This is a genomic window from Chryseobacterium daecheongense (assembly GCA_027920525.1).
In the GTDB taxonomy this organism is placed as follows: domain Bacteria; phylum Bacteroidota; class Bacteroidia; order Flavobacteriales; family Weeksellaceae; genus Chryseobacterium; species Chryseobacterium proteolyticum.
This window is the reverse complement of record CP115858.1, coordinates 695,766-719,467: the sequence shown is the minus strand read 5'-3', so window position 1 is coordinate 719,467 and position 23,702 is coordinate 695,766. Positions and strand designations below refer to the sequence as shown.

The 23,702-nt window shown below is 35.7% G+C and carries 20 protein-coding genes; 12 read left to right on the top strand and 8 right to left on the bottom strand.

What is annotated here, in order from left to right:
* Window positions 1–22 precede the first annotated feature (22 nt).
* Window positions 23–628, top strand: a complete 606-nt coding sequence (gene pncA, locus PFY10_02975; protein WBV57404.1) for a bifunctional nicotinamidase/pyrazinamidase — start codon at window positions 23–25, stop codon at window positions 626–628.
* Window positions 629–823: 195 nt separating this feature from the next.
* Here pncA and PFY10_02970 read toward each other — a convergent pair whose 3' ends face one another.
* On the bottom strand, window positions 824–1,993 hold the full coding sequence (locus PFY10_02970) for a pseudouridine synthase (protein WBV57403.1): 1,170 nt from the start codon (window positions 1,991–1,993) through the stop codon (window positions 824–826).
* A gap of 101 nt (window positions 1,994–2,094) precedes the next feature.
* Between PFY10_02970 and aroB the strand changes: the two genes are divergently transcribed.
* Complete coding sequence (gene aroB / locus PFY10_02965; GenBank protein ID WBV57402.1) at window positions 2,095–3,141, top strand: 3-dehydroquinate synthase; 1,047 nt, start codon at window positions 2,095–2,097, stop codon at window positions 3,139–3,141.
* A gap of 75 nt (window positions 3,142–3,216) precedes the next feature.
* Here aroB and PFY10_02960 read toward each other — a convergent pair whose 3' ends face one another.
* Window positions 3,217–3,987, bottom strand: a complete 771-nt coding sequence (locus PFY10_02960; GenBank protein ID WBV57401.1) for a hypothetical protein — start codon at window positions 3,985–3,987, stop codon at window positions 3,217–3,219.
* Between the two features lie 508 nt (window positions 3,988–4,495).
* On the opposite strand from PFY10_02960, the gene PFY10_02955 reads away from it, so the two are divergent.
* From PFY10_02955 to PFY10_02945, 3 genes are all read left to right on the top strand, one after another.
* Complete coding sequence (locus PFY10_02955) at window positions 4,496–5,143, top strand: porin family protein (GenBank protein ID WBV57400.1); 648 nt, start codon at window positions 4,496–4,498, stop codon at window positions 5,141–5,143.
* Window positions 5,144–5,285: 142 nt separating this feature from the next.
* Entirely contained in the window at window positions 5,286–5,846 is a 561-nt protein-coding gene (locus PFY10_02950; protein ID WBV57399.1) for a porin family protein, read from the top strand.
* 498 nt (window positions 5,847–6,344) lie between these two features.
* Window positions 6,345–7,049, top strand: coding sequence for a porin family protein (locus PFY10_02945; protein WBV57398.1), 705 nt, complete (start codon window positions 6,345–6,347; stop codon window positions 7,047–7,049).
* 101 nt (window positions 7,050–7,150) lie between these two features.
* Here the strand turns inward: PFY10_02945 and PFY10_02940 are convergent, their stop codons facing one another.
* From PFY10_02940 to PFY10_02915, 6 genes are all read right to left on the bottom strand, one after another.
* Window positions 7,151–8,098 (bottom strand): glycerophosphodiester phosphodiesterase family protein, encoded by a 948-nt coding sequence (locus PFY10_02940; GenBank protein ID WBV57397.1) that lies wholly within the window; start codon window positions 8,096–8,098, stop codon window positions 7,151–7,153.
* Window positions 8,099–8,263: 165 nt separating this feature from the next.
* Window positions 8,264–9,757: an amidophosphoribosyltransferase gene (purF, locus tag PFY10_02935; protein ID WBV57396.1), complete on the bottom strand. Its 1,494-nt coding sequence runs from the start codon at window positions 9,755–9,757 to the stop codon at window positions 8,264–8,266.
* Window positions 9,758–9,867: 110 nt separating this feature from the next.
* Window positions 9,868–10,587 (bottom strand): phosphoribosylaminoimidazolesuccinocarboxamide synthase, encoded by a 720-nt coding sequence (locus PFY10_02930; protein WBV57395.1) that lies wholly within the window; start codon window positions 10,585–10,587, stop codon window positions 9,868–9,870.
* A 32-nt stretch (window positions 10,588–10,619) separates the two neighbouring features.
* Window positions 10,620–11,315, bottom strand: coding sequence for a DUF3307 domain-containing protein (locus PFY10_02925; GenBank protein ID WBV57394.1), 696 nt, complete (start codon window positions 11,313–11,315; stop codon window positions 10,620–10,622).
* Between the two features lies 1 nt (window position 11,316).
* A complete protein-coding gene (locus PFY10_02920) occupies window positions 11,317–11,922 on the bottom strand; it encodes a SatD family protein (GenBank protein WBV57393.1) in 606 nt (201 codons plus the stop codon).
* A gap of 204 nt (window positions 11,923–12,126) precedes the next feature.
* Complete coding sequence (locus PFY10_02915) at window positions 12,127–14,001, bottom strand: endonuclease (GenBank protein ID WBV57392.1); 1,875 nt, start codon at window positions 13,999–14,001, stop codon at window positions 12,127–12,129.
* A 195-nt stretch (window positions 14,002–14,196) separates the two neighbouring features.
* Here PFY10_02915 and PFY10_02910 point away from each other — a divergent pair, with 195 nt between their 5' ends.
* The 7 genes from PFY10_02910 (at window position 14,197) to PFY10_02880 (ending at window position 23,699) form a co-directional block, all read left to right on the top strand.
* A complete protein-coding gene (locus tag PFY10_02910) occupies window positions 14,197–15,336 on the top strand; it encodes an acyl-CoA dehydrogenase family protein (GenBank protein ID WBV57391.1) in 1,140 nt (379 codons plus the stop codon).
* Window positions 15,337–15,352: 16 nt separating this feature from the next.
* The gene (locus tag PFY10_02905) at window positions 15,353–15,850 is read left to right on the top strand and encodes a DinB family protein (GenBank protein WBV57390.1); all 498 of its coding nucleotides are present in this window, start codon (window positions 15,353–15,355) and stop codon (window positions 15,848–15,850) included.
* Between the two features lie 202 nt (window positions 15,851–16,052).
* Window positions 16,053–18,983 (top strand): M12 family metallo-peptidase, encoded by a 2,931-nt coding sequence (locus PFY10_02900; GenBank protein ID WBV57389.1) that lies wholly within the window; start codon window positions 16,053–16,055, stop codon window positions 18,981–18,983.
* A 249-nt stretch (window positions 18,984–19,232) separates the two neighbouring features.
* Window positions 19,233–21,476 (top strand): M12 family metallo-peptidase, encoded by a 2,244-nt coding sequence (locus tag PFY10_02895; GenBank protein WBV57388.1) that lies wholly within the window; start codon window positions 19,233–19,235, stop codon window positions 21,474–21,476.
* Between the two features lie 421 nt (window positions 21,477–21,897).
* Window positions 21,898–22,605 (top strand): glycohydrolase toxin TNT-related protein, encoded by a 708-nt coding sequence (locus tag PFY10_02890; protein ID WBV57387.1) that lies wholly within the window; start codon window positions 21,898–21,900, stop codon window positions 22,603–22,605.
* A 13-nt stretch (window positions 22,606–22,618) separates the two neighbouring features.
* On the top strand, window positions 22,619–23,038 hold the full coding sequence (locus tag PFY10_02885; protein WBV57386.1) for a hypothetical protein: 420 nt from the start codon (window positions 22,619–22,621) through the stop codon (window positions 23,036–23,038).
* 193 nt (window positions 23,039–23,231) lie between these two features.
* Window positions 23,232–23,699 (top strand): nucleoside triphosphate pyrophosphohydrolase family protein, encoded by a 468-nt coding sequence (locus PFY10_02880; protein WBV57385.1) that lies wholly within the window; start codon window positions 23,232–23,234, stop codon window positions 23,697–23,699.
* Window positions 23,700–23,702: the final 3 nt, after the last annotated feature.

The following is a 23,702-nucleotide window of genomic DNA, read 5'->3' as shown; positions in this document are numbered from 1 at the left end:
ATCAAAAATTCGAGATTTAAATATGAAAAAAGCACTAATAATAGTAGATGTTCAGAATGATTTTTGTGAAGGTGGAGCTTTAGCGGTTCCGGGAGCTAATGAAATTATTCCTTATATCAATCTTTTAATGGAGGAAAACGAATATGACCAAATTGTTTTAACCCAGGATTGGCATCCCGCAGACCATAAAAGTTTTGCCAGCAACAATGGAAAAAAAGTAGGAGAAAGTATTATTTTAGGTGGTGTTCCGCAATTTATGTGGCCGGATCATTGCATCCAGGGAACTTTCGGAGCAGATTTTCATAAAGATCTTAACAGGGATAAAGTAACCCACATTATTCAAAAAGGAAAGAATACCGAAATTGATGCTTATAGCGGTTTTCAGGACAATAATCATTTTATGAAGACCGGATTGGATGATTTCTTAAAATACCATGACATTCAGTTATTGGAAATCGTCGGTCTGGCAATGGATTATTGTGTAAAGTTCACCTGTACAGATGCTGTAGCAAACGGATATGTTACCTGCCTTCATTTTAACGGAACACGCGCGGTTAATGTAAAACCGGATAACGGTAGAGACGCCATTTACGAAATGATCCAGAAGGGAGTTACTGTTTTAGGATAGTCTTTTATTATCATAAAAATAAAAAGCACAGTTAATAACTGTGCTTTTTGTATTTCGATTACACCGGAATGAAATCAATATAAATGACACAAATAGTTTTTACTAAATGGTATTAAATAAAAAAGCGTGGTAATTCTTTTACCACGCCTATATTTTTCAGTTTAAAAACCTTCTAGATCAATTAAAAACTAATTTCTAAAGCATTTTTAAATTGTTAACTTCTAATTCCGTAAGAATTCTCCAATGACCTCTTTTGATATTTTTCTTTGTTAAACCGGCAAACATCACCCTGTCTAAAGCTTCCACTTCATACCCTAATCTCTGGAATATCCTTCTTATAACACGATTCCATCCGATATGGATCTCAATTCCTACCTCATTTTTAGGCTTTCCTTCAATAAACGAAATCTGATCTACCGTAGCAACGCCTTCATCCAGACGGATACCTTCAGCAATCAGTTTCATATCTTCATGTGTCAGTTTTTTGTCCAGTGTTACATGATAGATCTTTTTAGCATCAAAAGACGGGTGTGTCAGTTTTTTGGTCATATGTCCGTCATTTGTTAAAAGAATAACGCCTGTCGTGGAACGGTCCAGTCTTCCAACCGGGAACACACGATAAGGAGACGCATTTGCAACAAGATCCATTACCGTTTTTCTGGCTTTATCATCTTTTGTAGTGGAAATATATCCTTTCGGTTTATTCAGAAGGACATAAACAGGTTTTTCAGGAGTAATATTTTGTCCGTCAAAAACTACTTTATCACTTTTCTGAACCTGATAGCCCATTTCAGTAACCACTTTTCCGTTTACTTCTACAAGACCCTGTGTGATCAGTTCATCTGCTTCCCTTCTGCTGCATATTCCTGAATTGGCTATATATTTGTTAAGACGGATCGTATCTTTATGGACATCTTTTTCGATCTTGCTCAATCTTCTTTTCTGTACAAAAGATCTTGCCTTATCTTCATCTCTGTCATTGCCCGATGAAGGTCTTCTACCATATTTTAAGCTACCTCTCTCATATTTATCTCTTGCATCAAAGCTTTTCCCTCCTCTTTTAGGACCTGGTTTTCCATAGGTCTTTTTTTCTCGTCCTTCACTTTGATTGGTAATATAAGGTGTTCTCTCAGGTTTTGATTTACCTTCTTCAGCACGTCCTTCAAAACTTTCCTCACTCCTCTTAAACTTCGAACTGCTGCTTTTGTGGTCAAAATTTCTCTCTCCTGCTTTAGGAAAAGATTTCTTGAAAGAACCTGATCTTGAAGAATTTCCAGATTTAGAAGCACGAGAATCATCAGAATTTTTTCTGGTTGAAATTCTTGGTCTTTGTGGTTTCCCTGATTTATTATTATCTCTGCTCATTCTAAATATTTTTGCAAAGATAGTAATTTAGTTACGAGTTAAAAATTAAGAATCATAACTTTGCAATATTGTTCTACAATTAAATATATATTATTCCAGAAATGATAACACTATTAAACGATCAGTTTTCCCAGCTTAATGATTTTTTGCATGGAAAATCTTTCAGCAAAATTTTCATATTGGTTGATGAAAATACACATGAATATTGCCTTCAGGTACTTTTGGGCAATATGGAAACGGATCTTGCTTTTGAAATCCTGGAGATAGAAGCGGGTGAAGAAATGAAGAATATTCAGACTGCCAATCAGCTTTGGGAGATTTTAACGGAAATGCAGGCAGATAGAAAAGCTCTGGTTATAAACCTCGGTGGTGGTGTTATTACCGATATGGGCGGATTTGTTGCCTCAACCTATAAAAGAGGGATCCAGTTCATTAATGTTCCTACTACTCTATTATCGATGTGTGATGCCTCTATTGGAGGAAAAACAGGTATTGACCTGATGCACTACAAAAATATGGTAGGTACCTTTACCTTTCCTGAACAGATTTTTGTATATCCTAAGTTCTTAGAAACACTTCCCTTCAAAGAATTACGAAGTGGTTTTGCTGAAATGCTGAAGCACGGGTTAATTGCAGACCGTTTACATTGGGAGAATCTGATCAAAATACAAAAGCTGGATGTAGAATCAGTACTACCACACATTCAGACCTCGATGGCGATCAAACAGGATGTTGTAGATCAGGATTTTCATGAAAAAAATGTCAGAAAAACTTTAAATTTCGGACATACAATCGGTCATGCTATCGAAAGTTCTTGTCTTGAACAGGGAAATCCGGTTTTACATGGAGAAGCAGTAGCTGCCGGAATGATCTGTGAAGCACATCTTTCTCACCTTGAAAAGTTAATTTCAAAAGAAGATTCGGAAATGATCATTGACCATATCAAAAGGTATTATCCATACCTGGATATCAGTGATTTTAGCAATGAAAATCTGATGTCTCTATTATTAAACGACAAAAAGAATACGGAAAAGAAGATTAATTTTTCTTTGCTTTCCGGAGTAGGATCGTGTGTTTTTGACCATGAATGCAGCCAGGAAAATATTGAAAAATCACTGCATTTTTACAGAAAACTGAATGATGCTTAACATGCTTGTTTACTTTTTAGATAAAATTAAGAATCCTGATTGTTTGATCAGGATTTTTTAATGATGAGATCACCTCTACAGTGTATCATGAGTAGTGAATTGAATATGCTTTATCAGCCGATGTCTAATCATTTGAAATACCTTTTCCAGGTCCTCCACATCATCATATAGAAAGGGTAGGTAAAAACCGATCCCTTCAATATAAATTTTTATTTTGTCTCCGTTCCAGGTGTTATTAACCTTTTCAACAGAAATCTGATCTGTAAAATAAGCTTTACGCATTTTTTTCTTAAAAAATAAAGATAGCGCACTTATGTTTCGGGCTGCCGTTCCAAAGTCGTAAACAGGGAGAAATTCGATGCTGTCATCATTGATAATTAGCTGTACGATTTTCCTTCGTCTGATAAAAAGCTTAATTCCTGTCAAAAAACAATAAATAGATCCTATAAATAAAATAACATATAAGAGCATCAGAACAATTACTATTACCGAAGGTTCCATATAAATTTCTTCAATAATTTCAGGGAATAGCTGAGTGAAAAGATAAATGAAAATTGCGGACAAAAATATCATTGACATACTTAGCAAACTTGTCCGGAAAGTTGAAATATAGAAGATCTTTTGTCCAGGTTCATCGACGTATTGCCTGGATGATAAAGATTGATCTGCTTTGGGTAGAAATAGATTATAGATTAATTTTAAACTTAATGCAATGATTAAAATACCCAGGCAGATCATTACCCATACGTTTAATGCATAAAAAGTTTTACCAGCCACCATAGTCAGCAGCAGAATAACCAATCCCAGAATAGGAAGTATAAATTTCAACTGCTTGTTTTGTTTCATTCCCAGATTAGTTTATTTTTCATTTAAGGTTCAATATAAACCCTGATCCTTAAGTTTTATTATCAAAATTACAATTTATATACTGTATTGTATTACAGACGATTAAAAATATATAAAAGAATGATTTAAATTACTATTCATTACAGGCCTTATGGCTTTTCATAAAGGAATTTTCATCCGGCCTTGATTTTAAAATAAATTCCACTTATTTCAAAAAAGGAGTAATATATATCAATTACGTTCAAGTCATTTGAGTATTATTTTCCTCGAAATAAGCCTAATTTAGAATTTAAGCTGTTTTTAAGGAATGTTAAACAAATGTTTGTTTATCCATCGTAATGATATGATTTTAAGCATTTTATAGCAGTTTTCAATAGTATTTGCGGACCTGACTTTTGTCATGTTTTATGTTTTGGCATCTAATTTGAAAGATACTCTGCGTCAAACGAAAGTTGACAAGTAGTAAAATTTAAAATTAAGAATAGTAAAATATTAAAAAAATTAAGTTATGAAAAAGTTAATTTTAGGATTAGCAGTAACTGCAAGTTCATTAGCATTCGCTCAGACAACTTCTACTTCATCTTCTAACCCGGTTACATTTGGTGTTAAAGGTGGTATGAACGTTTCATCTCTTTCAAAAGGAGCTGACCTTAGTGATTCAAAATCTAAAATCGGATTCAATGCAGGGGTTTTTGCAAACATCCCGGTAGCGAGCTCATTCAGCATTCAACCGGAGGTATTGTATAATGACTTGGGTTCAAAAGTAACCAGAGAATATACAGTATTAGGTAATAACTTTAAGGATGAATCTTCAAGAAATTTAGGTTATATAGCTGTACCGGTAATGTTCCAGTATAATGCAACTCCTGAATTCTTCTTGGAAGCAGGTCCTGAATTCGGATTTTTAGTAAGTGCTAAAGATAAATTCAAAAGTTCTACGAATGATAATACAAGCACAAGAACGAGAAGTCTTGACAAAGATGCTTTCAACACATTCAACTTTGGAATCGGTATTGGTGCAGGATATTATTTCACACCAAACCTAGGAATTACAGCTAGATATACTGCCGGATTAACAGATATCTACAAAAACAACAATGGTGATGCGATGAGAAACAACGTATTCCAGGTTGGTTTAGCTTACAAATTTAAATAAGCATAAAACACATTCAGATAACAAATTTTGATTTCAATAAAATGGTTAGATTTAATGGTTAAATCTAACCATTTTTGTTATTTTAACATAATTTGGCAAGAATTTTGCAGCAAAACAGTACAAATTAAAATTAAATATAATCATGAGAAAATTATTATTAGGTTTGGCAATCGTTGCTGGTTCATTAACGTTTGCTCAAACATTTGGAGTAAAAGCAGGTCTTAATATTTCTACAATTTCAGGTGGTGATTCAAAATCAAAAGCGGGATTCTATGGTGGGGTTTTAATGAATGTCCCTGTAGCTCCTAGCTTTAGTGTACAACCCGAAATCTTATACAATGGATTAGGCGCAAAAGCTGATGGAAATAATGATGTTAAAGTAAATTTAGATTATATCTCTGTTCCTGTGATGTTCCAGTATAATGCAACTCCGCAGTTTTATCTTGAAGCAGGACCTCAGTTTAGTTTCCTGATCAATTCAAAATTTAAATACAATTCCTATTCTAGAGATGGAAAGGATTTTGTGAAAGGTTTTGATTTTGGTGTAGGTCTTGGTGCAGGATATTTCTTTACGAAGAATATCGGTGTGAATGCAAGATATGTTGCGGGTGTTATAGATATTGCTAAAGAAGTTAATAACGTACAGGCAGATGGAAAAAATAACGTATTCCAGATCGGTCTTACTTATAAATTTAATAAGTAATAATATACTTAATAACAAGATAAGCGGTTAGATTTAATAAATTTAACCGTTTTTTTATATCCGGATCTCCTGTAATGTTCTGTTTTCACATTGAATAATCATTGCAATGCATCCATTGATCAACAAATGATGATCATAAAAAAGTATAAAAGTCTGATCAAAATGGTCACCTGCCATTTTTGTAAACTTCAATTCATCTGGAAAGTTGGGTGAAAATGGTCATAATTAACGATGAATAAAGGGTGTTGAATAAAAAAAATGAAAAAAGTTTGCATTTTTTTTCAAGCAATTTTAACTTAAAAATTAAACAAATTAGATTGTTTTAACTAAAAAAATCCCACGTATGTGGATTATCACTTATTCTTTTAAAGAAGCGGCTCGCAGCTTATCTTTCTGCAAATCATAAAATTATAATTATGGCAAGCCTTTTGCAAAATACACCCCATCTGAATGAATAATTCGGATAACAAGAAATAGTACAATTTAAAAAATAAAATTATGAATAAGTTATTTCTAGGACTAGCAATAGTTGCTGGTTCATTAGTATTTGCTCAGGAAACACAAACAACAGCTACTATTACTACTGTTAACAAAGAAAAAGAACCAATCAGATTTGGTATTAAAGGTGGAGCTAACTCCGCTCAATTCAGTCAGCAACAATTAAGTGCAAACAATCAGAAAATAGGATTTAATGCCGGTGTTTTTGTAAATATTCCTCTTTCAAAGCAATTCAGTATACAGCCTGAAGCATTGTATAACCAATTAGGAGCAAGAAGTGTTCTTTCTTCTACTGAAGTTACTACGGGAGCTACTACTGTAAAAACTCAACGTGATTACAAAACAACATTGAATTATGTTTCAGTACCGGTAATGGTTCAGTTTAAGCCAGCCGATAACTTTTATGTAGAAGCAGGTCCTGAATTCAGTTATTTCATCGATGGAAAAAACAAAGGTGAAAATACTGTTACAAGCACTACAAACGGTATCGCTACCACTCAGAAAAATTCAGTTTCTGAAACGATCAACAAAGATGACATCAACAAATTCAACTTTGGTCTAGGTCTAGGTTTAGGATACTACTTCACACGTAATCTGGGAATCAACGCAAGATATGTAAATAGCTTGACTAAGATTGATAAAAGCAGACCTGCTGCTGAAAACAACAACAGAGTATTCCAACTAGGTTTGAATTATAAGTTTTAATAACAACAACCAATTTTTTAACCATAGAATGTAGTTTTCTGCATTATAAAATGGCTGGAAGAATAACTTCCAGTCATTTCTATTGTATGGGTAAGGCAAATCTATTCGAAAATTCGAGGGTCATCGCTGATCACCCCATCTATTCCCATTTCTTTTAATTCCTGTAGTCTTTCTTTCGAGTTTACTGTCCATGGTATGACTTTCATTCCAAGTTTGTGACATTCCTGCACCAATCCGGGTGTGACAAGAGATTGATCCGGACTGTAAATTGTAGGAGTAAAACTTAAGAATTTCATATCACCCGATACTCCATTAAGATGATCGGGATACATTCTGAATTTTTCGACAGGGATATTTTTAAAATAATTCCGCTGCTGAGCGAGCTTTTTACCATCCACCTTCTCTACCAGTAAGGCAGTCATTATTTTAGGATATTGTGCATGGATAAGCTCTAAGGTTCTTGGATCGAAGGATTGAATAATAACCCGGTCCTGGATATTTTTTCCTACAATGATCTTCATCATCAGATCGACAAATTCCTTAGGTTCGGGATGGAAAATACCATCCGAAAAAGGTCGCGTTTTAGTCTCTATATTATAAAATGGCAAAGGCCTTTTAAGTTCCCGGGCATAATTCTCACAGACATCTATAACATCTGAAAAGAGCGGTTTTTGTACCCTCATTTTCTTTTGGTCAGGATAATTGGCTAGTGTTTTCATCCCTACATCAAAAGTTTCGATCTTTGCATAAGGCATTTCATAAATTTTGTAATAAAATCCGGAATCCCGGGGAATAAATGTTCCGTCAGGCTTTGTTACCAGTTCAGGTGAAAGAAATGCATCGTGAGAAAGAATCACCTGCTTGTCTTTTGTGATGGCAAGATCCATTTCAAGTGTCGTAACCCCCATCTTTAAAGCATTTTTCATTGCAGGGATGGTGTTTTCCGGATATAAGGATTTCCCGCCCCGATGCGCCTGGTTATCAAAAGACTGAGCTGAATATAGCTGAATAAACAGAAATAAAATACCTGTGATAAATGCACTTTTCATAATCCTGATCTTAATTACGCAAAATTAAAGGATACCGGCATATCCTGTACGATAGTAGTATTAAGCTTTTGCTACATTTATATCAATTATTTTTTTCGACAATAAAAACGAAAAAGACCTGATAACATAATATCAGGTCTTTTTATGTATTGATTGTTGAGACAATTAATTAAATAGCTCTACTTCCTCCCCTTTTGCTACAGGATATTGTTCTGTAAAACATCCAAAGCAGTGATTGGAAGATCCTAAAATTTCTTTAAGGTTTTCTGTACTGAGGAACTCTAAAGAATCTACTCCAAGGTAGTTTCTTAGCTCTTCAGTCGTCATATTGGCTGAAATCAAATCATCTTTTGATGGAGTATCAATCCCAAGATAACAAGGTGCAATGATCGGAGGAGAAACACTTCTGAAATGGATTTCCTTTACTCCGGCATCCTTTAAAATCTTAACCAGTCTTTTAGAAGTAGTTCCCCTTACAATAGAGTCATCAATAATAACTACTCTTTTGCCTTTAATTTCAGATATAATAGGATTCAGCTTCAGGTTAACGATTCTTTCTCTCATTTCCTGAGTCGGAACAATAAAACTTCTTCCGATATATCGGTTTTTAATTAAAACCGGGCGGAAAGGGATTCCTGATGCTTTTGAAAAGCCAATTGCTGCAGGTACTCCTGAATCCGGAACTCCGATAACGATATCTGCATCCACAGGAGCTTGTTCCCAGATTTTTTCACCCGACTTTTCTCTGATCTCATACACGTTAATGTTTTCTAATGTAGAGTCAGGCCTTGCAAAGTAAATATATTCGAAAGAACAGATTCTTTGTTTTCCTTTTTCATTCACCATATAAGATTGTAATCCGGTCTCATTTTCGTTGGTGTAGATGATCTCTCCAGGTAAAATATCACGAACATACTGTGCTCCCACTGCGTCCAATGCTACGGATTCAGAAGCCACCACATATGATTTTTCATCAATAGCTCCTAAAACCAACGGTCTGATCCCGTTGAAATCCCTGAATGCAAAAAACTTATTTCTCGTCATTCCTACCACGGAATAAGCTCCTTCGATCTTTTCCATTGTTGCTTTGATCGCTCCTCTTAATCCCAGATCAAGGTTTTTCTGGATTAATCTTAAGATAACCTCAGAATCTGAAGTTGCTCTGAAAACAACACCTTCTGCCTCCAGTTCGGCTTTCAGTTCTTTTGCGTTCGTTAAATTACCGTTATGTGCAATCGAAAGTATAATCTGGTCATATTCATTTTTCGCAAAAAATGGCTGGAAATTGTACTTCTTTTTGTCTCCTGCTGTAGTATAACGTGTATGCCCTATTGCAGAATTCCCCATAAAAGCTTCAGGATCCTGAATATCTTTATAAACGTCTAAAACCAACCCTTCGTCTTTCAGGTTATTGATCTTCCCGTTTTTAAGAACGGAAATACCACAAGCCTCTTGTCCTCTGTGCTGTAAAGCAAAAAGTCCGAACTGAGAAAGGGAGAACGTATCCAGATCATTGTCAGAATACAATCCGAAAATACCGCACTCCTCATTCGGAGCATCAAGTCTTTCCTCTTCCTTTGTTCTGAAAAGGTTTCTACCGTAGGTCTGGTTTTTAAACTGTTTTAAATATTCACTTTTATGAATGTCTAAACTTTTCATTTCTATTTTTTCTAATCTAGATTTTATTTTGATAGATTCTACAATTAGATGTGAAATTCAATATTATGTTAAATACAATCTCAAGTCTGATTATAAATCTTCCGTATTACTTATTTATTAAGTAAAGCTTTCAGTCTGTTATAGATTTCGACATACGCTTCAGTTACTTCACCTAAGTCTCTTCTGAATCTGTCTTTATCTAATTTTTTCATGGTGTCTTTATCCCATAATCTGCATGTATCAGGAGAGATTTCATCTGCCAGGATAATTTCACCATCTGATGTTTTCCCTAATTCGATCTTGAAGTCAACCAGGATGATATTCATCTTATCAAACAGATCGATAAGGATTTCGTTGATATCAGAAGTCAGCTCGTACATTTCGTCAAGCTCTTCATACGTAGCTGCACCTAAGAAAACAGCGTGGTGATCATTGATCAAAGGATCTCCCAATTCGTCTTTTTTATAGCAGATATCAAAAATAGTTACCGGAGATTTTATACCTTCCTCTACTCCTAATCTCTGAGCCATACTTCCGGCAGAATAGTTTCTTACAACCATTTCCAAAGGAATAATGGATACTTTTTTTACCAATTGTTCTCTTTCGTTCAATTGCTTAATGAAATGAGTTTTAATCCCTTTTTCATTTAAATACTCAAAAATTAAAGTGGTGATCGCGTTGTTCATTTCGCCTTTAAGATCAACCTGTCCTCTTTTCTGAGCATTGAAAGCCGTAGCATCATCTTTGAAACGCACTACTACTTGATCAGGATTATCGGTAGCAAACACTTGTTTAGCCTTACCTTCGTACAACATTTCTTTCTTTTCCATTTTCTAAATTGTCTTTATAGTTAGATTTATAATTATTTTATTAAAATTCCCGTTAAAACAGCCATTCCAAAACTTAAAAGCGTTCCTACCAATACATATTCAGTCAACTTTCGTTGTTTTGCCTGTGCAAGGTCACTGAATCTGAATACAGATTTGGCAGCAACCATGAAACCTACCCCTTCCCAGTGGTTTACCAGAATAAAAATAAATACCAGTAAACGTTCCAGGATTCCTATATATTTACCTGCACTCGTTAAAGATTCGGTTTGTATATTATTCTGAGCTTCAGCAACCGGAGTCCATGAAGACAGTAATATTTTAATGATAATAGATGAAGGCGTCGTTAAAAATAAAACAGCCATTACTATTTTCAGAAATTCCTGATTTTCAAATATCGTTACATCAAATTCTTCAAAATAAAATGAAACACCTAGAATGACCAGAATATGAAGAACCTGATCAATAAAAAACCATCTTTTCTTTGTTTTAATGTTTTGAAAGATAAGCTTAGCTGCATCAATGATAAAATGAGAAATACCGACCAAAGCTGCCACCCACCAAAGTTGAAGGTTCCAGAGGAAAATAAAAGTTAAAGCGGTATGTATGAGAACATGCAGGTAGAGATACCTACTTTTAAGTTTACTATTTTCTTTATCAGCAACCCATGAATTTGGCTGAAGAATAAAATCTCCGAGTAGATGTGCCAATATGAGTTTAGTGAAAATCATGTTACAGTTCTGAAATTTTCTTTCTAAAATATTGATTTGTCTCTACGATAAGGTCATAGTTCGCCCGTTTTAGCCTCTGGCTTACCGAAGATTGCGATATGGCAAACTTCCTGGCTAGATCTTCCTGGGTGATATCTTTATTCATAATCATTTCATGAATAATTTCTGCGGTAGCCATTGTCCAGTTATCAAAATCTTTTGAAGCCCACTTTAAAAGAATATTGAGGTCCCTGTCTACCGTTTCGTTCGATGTTTTAATAGCAACAGTATCACCATCACTCTTTAATCCATTCAGTAATCTTCCGGAATTAACGTAGGCCGTTCCATTGGATTCGGTAATCTTTTCGGATGAAAAGTTTTCCTCACCAATACCGATGGCTATCCTTACATCTAAATTTTCCTGACTTTTTATAATAGATTTTATGGCTAGAAAACGCCAGAAAACTTCATCGATAGTACACTTAAACTGAAATTCATCTCCTCTGTAAATTTCCCATGTGAGGGGTGAGCTCCCCCAATTCTCCAGGAGATTCTTTAGTTTGGTAATCCAAACTTCTGTGTCTGCATGTTGCGAATTTATAATATCACCGGTGATGACCGCTATCATTTTGCAAATATAAGCATAATTACTTATAAATAAAAGATATAAGCAGAAACACTTATAGATATTAATTATTAGTGAATCTGCTTATATCAATATCCTGTAAAACAGTAGATTCAACGGGATACGAGCGCGTTAAAAATTAATTTCCAAAACTATAATTTCATTACTTTTTAAAGTGAAAAAATCTATTTTCTGAATTTTATAAAGTTATTTCTTGATAAATTTAAATACTTTGTTATCCAGTTTTAAAAGATAATGACCGGATTGTAAATTCTGTACGGAAATATTATTTTTATTGAGGAAAGGTATTTTTTCAGTAATCAATACCCTTCCGGACCAGTCGATGATCTGTGCCGTTTCTATGCCTTCTGTTTTTCCGCTTACAAATATATTTTCACTGACAGGATTAGGATATATTTTAAGTTCTTCCTGTCCGGCATACTGAATATCCTGTAAAAATAAAGTTCCCGTATCTTCACAATGATCAGCAGGATGTACGTCCCATTCATTTATATTAAAAGAAGTTGTGGGCTGAGTAACATTAGCTTTTCTGTAAAGAGAAACGTCAGTCAATTGAGATGAATTGGATTGGGACTTGATACCAATAGCATCAACAGTTGTAGATTTATAACTCAGCTCAATATACTGACTTCCTGAAAATGTCATTTGCGGGGCTGCAGTAACAAACTTAGCGCTTTCATTGCTAAAGCATGAAAAACTGGCGTTAGGATTTAAAATCATAAAAGTTTCATTATTCTGTACGGTCCCCTCCAGCTCATATGGAGCGGGAAAATAATAATTGGTACCACTAGGAAACTGAATAGCAAGCCTGTAATTGCTTAAATTCACCGCATGCCCCGTTCTGTTGGTAATCTCAATAGCTTTATTATTGGATGTTCCTTCTAAATATTTAGAAACAAAAAGGTCTTTGGAATATACATCGGAAGCAAGAGTGGTTACTGAAACAATATTACTGTCTGGTGAAAAAAGATATCCGTTATCATAGGCTTTAACCGTATAATTGTAGTTGGTAGAAGGAGAAAGATGATCGATGCTTATCGAGGTATTTCTTGTTGATGCCACCAGCGACCCATTCTGATAAATCTTATATCCGATAACATCGGAACTTGTACTTGGCATCCAGCTCAATGTTGTAAAGTAGGCGCTTGTCTGACTCACAGTTAGATTCGTTGGTGATTGAGGAGAAATCGTGTCAGGAACCTGTCCCCAGATATCATTTACCCATTGCGGATGATCAATAAATGGATTTCTGTTCTTTTGTATCATGTAAACAGAATTATTTCTGTCAATTTCTCTTTGGGAAACAGGATCCTGGGCATGCCATTGGAGAAGCATAGCTATATACGCATCATCAAATGCTTTTTCTTCCGTACCGTCCAGAGGATTGGTATCCGAGGCCGGATTTGCATTATTGTTGAATTTAAAAGTCCCTAATTTTCCTTCATACCTCACTGCAAAATACAATAAGCTCCTGGCAACATCTCCTTTGAACTCATCTATCGGTTCGTAAACACGTCCTGTATAAACATAATTGGGAATGGCACTTCTTCCGATTTTGGAAGAATTGGTAAAGGTGTAAAATACATTAGAAGGTGTTGTAGTAGAAATTCCATAAGGATAATTACTTCTCAACTGATTGATCCTTGCATCTGTTGGTACTACATAAAACAAATCCGAATACATGGGATAGTTACTGTAAAATGTACTTTGAGGCATCATATGCTCTCTGTTCCATCCGAGTCCTTCGGCCGACGAACTTCCTATAAGATTAGCGGTCGTATATTCGTAAGCATCCGGTCCTGTCGGAATTTCAGAGTACATATCCAATAGTATCGTCGTGTTGCTTGCATCATGATCATAATAAATATCAAGATCCGTCTGATTATAATAATTGGTGAGATCACCATAATGCCAGCTTATGTTCTTGGTCGAAATAATGTCATGCAATCTGGACTTCAATGCAAATCCGGTAAGTCCCGGTGTTCCGTCATAATATCCGGCCGGAATTTGTGCTGAAACAAAAGAGGAAAATAAAATAATAGATCGTAAAAGTTTTTTCATATTCTAAAATTTGGTATTGTAAAGTAGATAAATAATCAATATCTCTTTACACGATTTTTATTAAAAAATTATTAAATTATATTATGTAAAAAACTGATAGTTAATTTATTGTAGACGGAATATTACGCAGTGGATAATTTATTTTCGTATTTCTACAATTTAAGTATCTTTGAGAACTAACTATTTACTTATATAATGAATACCGAGATTGTTGACAACATCAAAATGATAGCAGAAACAGCAAAAGAATTTGCTGAAAAAAACATCAGACCCCATATTATGGAATGGGACGAGAGCCAGACTTTTCCAAAAGATCTATTTCATCAATTAGGAGAAATGGGTTTTATGGGAATTGTTGTTCCTGAGCAATATGGAGGTTCCGGGTTAGGCTATCACGAATATGTTACCATTCTTGACGAAATTTCTCAGGTAGATCCTTCTATCGGACTTTCTTTAGCCGCACACAACTCATTGTGTACGAACCATATTTACGAATTTGGAAATGAAGAGCAAAGACATAGATGGTTGCCTCAGCTTGCAACAGGAAAAGTACTTGGAGCATGGGGATTAACAGAACACAATACGGGTTCTGATTCAGGAGGAATGTCTACAACAGCTGTGAAGGATGGTGATGAATGGGTAATCAATGGAGCTAAAAACTTCATTACTCATGCTATTTCCGGAGATATTGCAGTCGTAATGACAAGAACGGGAGAAAAAGGAGCAAAGAATAATTCAACTGCTTTTGTTTTGGAAAAGGGAATGCCGGGTTTCACTTCAGGAAAGAAAGAGAACAAACTGGGAATGCGTGCTTCTGAAACGGCTGAATTAATTTTTGATAATGTACGTGTACCAGATTCTAATCGTTTAGGAGAAGTTGGAGAAGGCTTCAAGCAAGCTATGAAAATCCTGGATGGTGGAAGAATATCTATTGCAGCATTAAGTCTTGGGACAGCAAGAGGTGCATATAAAGCAGCATTAAAGTATGCTAAGGAAAGACATCAGTTCGGAAAATCTATCGCAAGCTTTCAGGCTATTAATTTCATGCTTGCTGATATGGCAACTGAAATTGACGCTGCTGAACTTCTTATTCACAGGGCTTGTACATTAAAGAATGCAAAACAAAAAATGACCAAAGAAGGAGCAATGGCGAAGTTATTTGCTTCTGAAGCTTGTGTGAGAATTGCAAATAATGCAGTTCAGATCTTTGGAGGTTATGGATATACTAAAGATTTTCCTGCAGAAAAATATTACAGAGATTCTAAACTTTGTACCATTGGTGAAGGAACTTCAGAAATCCAGAGATTGGTAATCGGAAGAGATATTACACAATAATTTATTTTCTACTATCATGATTAAACAGGCTCTTTTAGGTGAGTTTCTCTATGAAGCAGAGAATACCCGGAAAATTTTAAATGCAATTCCCGACAGTGTTCTGGACTGGAAACCTTCCGATAAAAGCTGGACCACGGGCCAACTGGCTTCACATATTGCAGAGATTTACAACTGGTATGAATATACTTTCAATCAGGATACTTTCGATATGGGAATCTACCAATATGATAAAGGGGATATTTCCACAATTCAAAATATTGTAGCAAAGTTTGAAAATAATGTCAGTAGAGCCCAACAAGTAATAGATGGCTCTGATGAAAGTACATATTTTAATGAGTGGAAAATGGAAATGAATGGAAAAATTCTTTTCGCTCCTACTACAAGAGTTCAGGTAATCAGAGGCTTTTTATTTAATCATTTATATCATCACAGAGGAGAACTGGTTGTTTATCTGAGATCAACGGGAAATAAAGTTCCCGGATTGTATGGCCCTACGGCTGATGATAGATTATAATGTAGAGTTAACTTATCAATAAATGAATAGCATGCGTATTTTACGTATGCTATTTTCTTTTTTTGATACAATATGAATTTTGTTATTCTTAACATAATGCTTAATATATTTAAAATATAATCAAAAATTTTCTTAAAAAATTTTGTTTTCTGTTGTAATTTTTTTTATTAGCTTTGACATTCCACAATCAAACAAATATTTTATGAAAAAACAATTAACTCTGATTGGAGTGCTTTTTATGACGGGCATTTCTTTCGCTCAGACCGATCGTCTCTGGTCTCAAAGTTCACAGAAAACATCTGCAAATGTTTTCGAGAATAAAACGAACATCAATAATCCAAAAGTCTATACACTGGACATAGACGGTTTGAAAAACGCGCTTTCAAGAGCTCCCAAAAGACTGGCTGCCGGCGAAAAATCACAAGTCATTATTTCTTTTCCTAATTCCGACGGGAAAATAGAAAACTTTAAAGTAAAGGAAAATTCAAATTTTGATCCACAACTGGCAGCCCGGTATCCGGACATCAAATCTTACGTTGGTGAGGGTCTTGGAGATTCTAATTCCACAGTTTATTTCAGTATTTCGCCCTTAGGGTTATCCTCGATGGAAATTTATGGTGATAAATCGGCTGTGTTCATCGAGCCTTACACCAAAGATCTTTCAACGTATGTGGTTTATAAAAAATCAGACAAAAAAGACAATCTTAACAAATTTGAATGTACTGTTATTGATGTTGCCCAAAAAGGGATTGATAATACCAGTCTCGCTGCAAGACCTAACGCTGATGATGCCAAACTGAGAACTTTCAGATTAGCACTTTCATGCACGGGAGAATACACTACTTATTTTGGGGGAACAAAAGCCAATGCTTTAGCTGCAATGAACAATACAATGACCCGCGTAAATGGTGTTTTTGAAAAAGATTTCGCAGCAAGAATGGTTTTAATTTCTAACAATGATGCTGTAATTTACACTAATGCTTCTACGGATCCTTACTCTCCTTCAAGCAGTATGAATAACTGGAATTCGCAACTTCAAAATACCCTAACTTCTGTGATTGGCGAGGCTAATTACGACATCGGACACCTTTTCGGGGCTACCGGAGGTGGTGGAAATGCCGGATGTATCGGATGTGTTTGTACAAACGGCTCGAAAGGAAGTGGCTACACCTCCCCTGCTGATGCAATTCCTTCAGGAGATAATTTTGATATTGATTATGTAGCGCATGAGATGGGGCATCAGTTCGGAGGAAACCATACATTCTCTATGAGCAATGAAGGAACCGGAGCTAATATGGAACCTGGTTCAGGATCTACCATCATGGGATATGCAGGAATTACCTCTCAGGATGTACAACCTCATTCTGATGCATTTTTCCATGCAATAAGTATCCAGCAGATCACTAATAATATTAAAGCAAAAACATGTCCTGTAAGTACAGCAACAGGAAATGCAATTCCAACCGCTAATGCAGGATCTGATTACACTATTCCTAAAGGCACACCATTCATGTTAACAGGAACCGGTACGGATGCAGACGGAGATTCATTAACTTATGTATGGGAACAAATGGACAATGCTTCTTCGTCACAGACAGGAGCAAGCTCTGCAGCCAGCGCAACAAAAGCATCCGGACCTACTTTCAGATCATGGACTCCAACAACTTCTCCAACAAGATATTTTCCAAGGATGGCTTCTATCCTTGCCGGTGCTACCACAACCGCAGGTTCAGAAATTACTGTAGAAGCTTTATCTAATGTAGCAAGAACACTGAACTTCAGATTTACAGTTCGTGATAACAGAGCCGGAGGTTCAGGAAACAATTCTGATGATGCAGTGATTACGGTAAATTCTACAGCAGGACCATTTGTAGTTTCTTCCCAAAATTCAGCAACGACATATACAGGAGGAACTTCCCAAACTGTAACATGGGATGTAGCAGGAACTACAGGAAATAATGTAAATGCTGCTAATGTAGATATTCTTTGGTCAACTGACAGTGGAAATACTTGGACTACATTATTAGCCGGAACACCTAATGATGGAAGCCAGGCTGTTACCATACCTAATGCCTCTACGACAACAGGGAGAATTATGGTAAAAGGTTCCAATCATGTATTCTTTGATGTAAATAACGCTAACATCACGGTAAATGCAGGTTCAGGAGGAACTGATACTGTAGCGCCTACAGCACCTACTCTTGCTGCTTCCGGTACTACTGCAACCACAACCAATTTATCATGGAGCGGAGCTACGGATAATGTAGGAGTTACCGGATATGATGTATATCAGGGTGCTTCATTAATAGGATCTACCGCTTCTACTTCTTATACAGTAACAAGCTTAAGTCCATCTACCACTTACAGCTTTACCGTTAAAGCAAAAGACGCCGCAGGAAACACTTCAGTAGCCAGTAATTCCGTAAGTGTAACAACTCTTGCAGGAAGCACGGTAACTTATTGTTCAGCAAGTGCAAACAATACTGCTGACGAAAGAATAGGAAACGTGAAGTTTGGAACAATCAACAACACTTCTACGGGAACTGCAGGATACGAGAATTTCACATCTGTTTCCACTAATGTTACAAGAGGAACTGCCTATACAATTTCTATTACTCCGGTATGGACTTCAACCGTATACAGTGAAGCGTACGCAGTATATATTGACTACAATCAAAACGGAGTCTTTACAGATAGCGGCGAATTGGTATGGACCAAATCAGGATCTACTACAACACCGGTAACGGGAAGTATAACGATTCCTGCCTCTGCTGCACTTGGCTCTACAAGAATGAGAGTAATGATGCAGTACAGCTCTATCCCATCATCATCTTGCGGAACTTATACGTATGGACAAGTTGAGGATTACACAGTAAATATCGGATCAACATCTAAAGGAGACATATTAGGTGGCAATAATATGCTTACAGATATCAAACTTTATCCTAATCCGGTAAAAAATATCCTTAATGTTTCCAATACAACATCTGAAGAATATAAAATCTTCGATATGACAGGAAAATTAATCAATTCAGGAAAACTCGAAAGAGGATCTGTTAATGTAAATAATCTCGTAAAAGGAGCTTATATGATACAAATTGGTGAAATTTCAAGGAGATTCATTAAAGATTAATAATATTAAATCAGGATTAAATGAAAAAGCTACCTCACCAGAGGTAGTTTTTTTATTTGTTGATTTAGAAAAAAATTAATCATTTATTTTGTTTTAATTTATTTTATTCATTTTTTATTAAAAAATTAACTATTATTCAATTAGTAAATGAAAATAATAATTAATACTTAGTAAAAATATGAATTAAGTACGTTTTTCGTAATATTATTTTCGTTAGCTTTGGTATTCCACAATTAAACAATATTTTATATGAAAAAACAGTTATCCATGATTGGGGTGCTTTTAATTTCGGGCATCTCTTTCGCGCAGACCGATCGTCTCTGGTCTCAAACTTCACCAAAGACAGCATCGCAGGTTTTTGAGAACAAAACCGGCATTACTGATCCAAAAGTGTACTCGCTAAATCTTGATGCACTCAAAAGCGTCCTTTCAAAAGCTCCAAAAAGATTGTCTGCGGGAGAACCATCAGAAATTATTATTTCTTTTCCTAATTCAGAAGGAAAAATGGAAAATTTTAAAGTAAGGGAAAACTCAAACCTTGATCCTCTTTTAGCTGCGAAATATCCGGATATTAAATCGTATGTTGGACAGGGAGCAGAAGATAAAAGTTCGACTGTGTATTTCAGTATTTCTCCTTTGGGGCTTTCTTCTATGGAAATTTACGGTGACCGCTCTGCTGTTTTTATTGAGCCTTACACGAAGGATCTTTCTACGTATGTAATTTATAGGAAGTCTGATAAAAAGGATGCACTTAATAAATTTGAATGTAAAGTGATTGATGTTGCACAGAAAGGGATTGAGAAAACAACTCTTGCTGCAAGACCGAATGCTGATGATTCAAAGTTAAGAACCTTTAGATTAGCCCTTTCCTGCACCGGTGAGTATACGTCTTATTTTGGAGGAACTAAAGCAAATGCCCTGGCTGCTATGAATAACACAATGACCCGTGTAAACGGAGTGTTTGAAAAAGATTTTGCTGCCAGAATGATCCTTATCTCAAATAATGATGATGTCATTTACACCAATTCATCCACCGATCCTTATTCCCCTTCATCACAGCTTGATAATTGGAATTATGAACTTATGCAAACCTTACATTCAACAATTGGTGATGCCAATTTTGATATAGGACATTTATTCGGAAAAGATGGTGGTGGTGGTAATGCAGGTTGTATAGGCTGTATTTGCAGCAATGACGATACAACTTATGTAGATGGAGGAGTTACATATCCTGAAAACTATAAAGGAAGCGGATACACCTCCCCGGCAGACGGAGTTCCTTCAGGAGATAGTTTTGATATAGATTATGTAGCTCATGAGATGGGACATCAGTTTGGAGGTAATCATACATGGTCTTATCAAACCCAAAACGGATTGCAACCTGTAGAACCGGGATCCGGATCTACCATAATGGGCTATGCAGGGATTACAAGTTATGATGTGCAAGCTCACTCGGACGCTTTATTCCATGCTTTAAGCATTCAGCAGATTACGGACAATATTAAAGCGGCAACCTGCTCTGTAAATACTGCTACAGGAAATTCCATCCCAACAGCTAATGCAGGCCTTGATTACACTATTCCTAAAGGCACACCCTTTATGTTGACAGGAACCGGTACGGATGCTGACGGAGATACATTAACTTATATCTGGGAGCAAATGGATAAGGGAACTTCTTCACAAACAGGATCCAGTTCTGCAGCCAGTGCTACAAAAACCGCTGGTCCTACATTCAGATCATGGACACCAACTGCCTCTCCTACCAGGTATTTCCCAAGAATGGCTTCTATCCTTGCAGGTGCTACAACCACCTCAGGATCCGAAATCACAGTAGAAGCATTATCTAATGTGGCAAGAAAACTGAATTTCAGATTTACAGTTCGTGATAACAGAGCCGGTGGATCAGGAAATAATTCCGATGATGCTATAATTACAGTAAACTCTACAGCTGGTCCATTTAAGGTGAGTTCCCAAAATTCTGCCGTAACTTATACCGGAGGGAGCTCTCAAACCATAACATGGGACGTTGCAGGAACTACAGGAAATAATGTAAATGCGGCTAATGTAGATATATTATGGTCAACCAATAGTGGAACTACCTGGACTACTTTGCTGGCGGGAACTCCAAATGACGGTACCCAGGCAGTAACAATTCCTAATGTGGCAACAACAACAGGAAGAATTATGGTAAAAGGGAGCAATCACATTTTCTTTGATGTGAACAATGCCAATATAAAGGTAACTGCATCTTCAGCAAAACAAAAAGACATCACTAAAGACCTGATTACCGAGGTGAAGCTCTTCCCTAACCCGGTAAAAAATACCTTAAATGTTTCAAACGCTACATCAGAAGAATATAAAATTTTTGATATGGGCGGGAAACTAATTAATTCAGGAAAACTTGAAAGAGGAGCCATTAATGTAAGTGACCTTACTAAGGGAGTTTATTTACTTCAGACTGGAGAAACAACCAAAAGGTTTATTAAAGAATAATTATCTTGATAACAATAATCTTAAGGCTGCTCTTTTTAGAGCGGCCTTTTTTCATTCAATTCACTTTATAGAAAAGTAATAAATTCTAAAATTAAACAATAAAGAAGTAAATAATTCATTAATTATTAATTTTTAAAATAATTTATTCTTTTGTTATAGTTTTTTAATTTAAATTTATCGAATCATTGTACCGCCTGCCACCGGGTATTCAGGTCGAAGATGCTATTAGTAAGCATTGCCTGATTCATATCACTTTGCATTCCATTACTTTGGATAAAGTCTTAATAAGTGTCTTATTTTACAACCAAAGTGAACCAATAAATTTATTCCGAAGATGACCGCCAATATTCACTATATGAATATTAATGAAAAAGATATGCCTGCTGACACTAACTTAATTATAAATAAAAAACTAATTATTATGAAACATTTATTGAAGTACTTACTTTTTTTATCCGTTATTTTTTTCTCGACTGCTTGTAATTCGGACAGGGATGATGAAATTGATAACACAAACGGAGTTACCCACGTATTTTATAAGACCGCTGATGAATTTGCATTAACTTATGACACCGCGGGACTGGTTAACCAGGATATCCGGAATCAGGCTTTCGAATTATACAAACAGGGAAAATGGAGTGAACTGGAAGCTCTTTTTAAAGCCAATAATCTAAATGGAGGCTGGCCCCCTGCCAATGGGGGATACAATATAGTTGATAATGTTCCCTTTCAGGCCGGGCAAAAGTTTGACCGGTACAGCGGAGCAATTAATTATAGTGGAAACGGAATTCCTACGTTAGGAGGCAGCTTTACAAGTCCTATTATAAACGGGTATGTGTATACTTTCTCTCAAAGGGCATTAAATCAACCTGAAAACACCTATGATTTTTATTATGAGATCGATGTTCTGAATAATTCATTACCTTTCACTTCCCAAACAGCTGATGTAATTCCCTGGTTTAATCAGGTAGGTGGCGGAAAACAAACGATGTGGAAAATCCCTATAGATCCGGCAACCGGCTATCAGAAAACCTGGAATAAGCTGGCGGAGGAAGGATATGTGAAAATAACCATAAAAAAAAGTCCAAGCGGTCATTACAACAATTTAGTAGGTACAGTGATTCAATAAAAGACAGATCCTGATGTATTCAATATCAAAAAAAATAAGAATTGGCAGAAAAGTTCTCGTAGCAAAAACAGTTTTTACCAATTGTGAAATTATCCCATCTGCAGTCACAACATTTGCCTGTTGTGACTGCGGTTATGAAAATAAACTCGAAATTATCCCTTATCAATCAGGGTTCCCGATCCTTCAGATTTATCAGAGTGACAAAGTCCTTTCGAAAAATGAATTAACAGATAATGGTATTGTTGCTCCCACCCTCCCTAGCATGTTGCATTTTGGAGAATTAACGGTTTCTAATTTACCTACCTTATACTTTGGTACGGACTGTCAATCCTGCCACTCCTCTTATATCTGTGTTTTCAGTTATGGTGAAAAACAACCGGGAGCAACGGTCTTACATATTTCCGGGGTCTGGAAATTTGAAAAAATGGAGTAATCTGTTTTTAATCATCATTTTGATAATTCGCATGGTTATTAATGAACATGATTATATGCAAAATCCGACAGAGGATCATGAAGCTTAGATTACGGAGAAGTAGTCTATATTCTACCGTTTTTAGGTACATTTTGCGTTGTACATTTTACCATTAGCAAATCGTTTTCTATCTTTGCTTTAAATAAAAAAATTCATGGATAAAATTGATAGTCTGAACCAAGTAGCAGAATTCCATACTACTTTTAAAGCCCCTATTTTAGAAACACCACAAATTCCTTCTCCTGAAAGATGTAATCTTAGAGTTGAACTGTTACAGGAAGAATTAAACGAATTAAAACAAGCAATCGCAGACAATGACATCGTTGAAATTGCAGATGCTTTATGTGATTTACAATATGTTTTGAGTGGTGCTGTTTTAGAATTTGGTCTTGGCAACAAATTTGTAGAGCTTTTCAACGAAGTTCAGCGTTCCAATATGTCAAAAGCATGTGACAACGAGGAGCAGGCAAATGAAACTGTTGAATTCTATAAAGAAAAAGAAGTAGAATCTTTTTATGAAAAATCAGGAGAAAAATTCAACGTTTACAGAAAAACCGATCACAAAGTTCTGAAAAACAAATACTATTCTCCTGCTGATTTGAAAACGATCATCGAGAAATAAAAT

Coding starts and splice junctions, on each gene's coding strand:
- pncA (WBV57404.1), top strand. CDS start 23: ATGAAAAAAGCACTAATAATAGTAGATGTTCAGAATGATTTTTGTGAA.
- PFY10_02970 (WBV57403.1), bottom strand. CDS start 1,993: ATGAGCAGAGATAATAATAAATCAGGGAAACCACAAAGACCAAGAATT.
- aroB (WBV57402.1), top strand. CDS start 2,095: ATGATAACACTATTAAACGATCAGTTTTCCCAGCTTAATGATTTTTTG.
- PFY10_02960 (WBV57401.1), bottom strand. CDS start 3,987: ATGAAACAAAACAAGCAGTTGAAATTTATACTTCCTATTCTGGGATTG.
- PFY10_02955 (WBV57400.1), top strand. CDS start 4,496: ATGAAAAAGTTAATTTTAGGATTAGCAGTAACTGCAAGTTCATTAGCA.
- PFY10_02950 (WBV57399.1), top strand. CDS start 5,286: ATGAGAAAATTATTATTAGGTTTGGCAATCGTTGCTGGTTCATTAACG.
- PFY10_02945 (WBV57398.1), top strand. CDS start 6,345: ATGAATAAGTTATTTCTAGGACTAGCAATAGTTGCTGGTTCATTAGTA.
- PFY10_02940 (WBV57397.1), bottom strand. CDS start 8,098: ATGAAAAGTGCATTTATCACAGGTATTTTATTTCTGTTTATTCAGCTA.
- purF (WBV57396.1), bottom strand. CDS start 9,757: ATGAAAAGTTTAGACATTCATAAAAGTGAATATTTAAAACAGTTTAAA.
- PFY10_02930 (WBV57395.1), bottom strand. CDS start 10,587: ATGGAAAAGAAAGAAATGTTGTACGAAGGTAAGGCTAAACAAGTGTTT.
- PFY10_02925 (WBV57394.1), bottom strand. CDS start 11,315: ATGATTTTCACTAAACTCATATTGGCACATCTACTCGGAGATTTTATT.
- PFY10_02920 (WBV57393.1), bottom strand. CDS start 11,922: ATGATAGCGGTCATCACCGGTGATATTATAAATTCGCAACATGCAGAC.
- PFY10_02915 (WBV57392.1), bottom strand. CDS start 14,001: ATGAAAAAACTTTTACGATCTATTATTTTATTTTCCTCTTTTGTTTCA.
- PFY10_02910 (WBV57391.1), top strand. CDS start 14,197: ATGAATACCGAGATTGTTGACAACATCAAAATGATAGCAGAAACAGCA.
- PFY10_02905 (WBV57390.1), top strand. CDS start 15,353: ATGATTAAACAGGCTCTTTTAGGTGAGTTTCTCTATGAAGCAGAGAAT.
- PFY10_02900 (WBV57389.1), top strand. CDS start 16,053: ATGAAAAAACAATTAACTCTGATTGGAGTGCTTTTTATGACGGGCATT.
- PFY10_02895 (WBV57388.1), top strand. CDS start 19,233: ATGAAAAAACAGTTATCCATGATTGGGGTGCTTTTAATTTCGGGCATC.
- PFY10_02890 (WBV57387.1), top strand. CDS start 21,898: ATGAAACATTTATTGAAGTACTTACTTTTTTTATCCGTTATTTTTTTC.
- PFY10_02885 (WBV57386.1), top strand. CDS start 22,619: ATGTATTCAATATCAAAAAAAATAAGAATTGGCAGAAAAGTTCTCGTA.
- PFY10_02880 (WBV57385.1), top strand. CDS start 23,232: ATGGATAAAATTGATAGTCTGAACCAAGTAGCAGAATTCCATACTACT.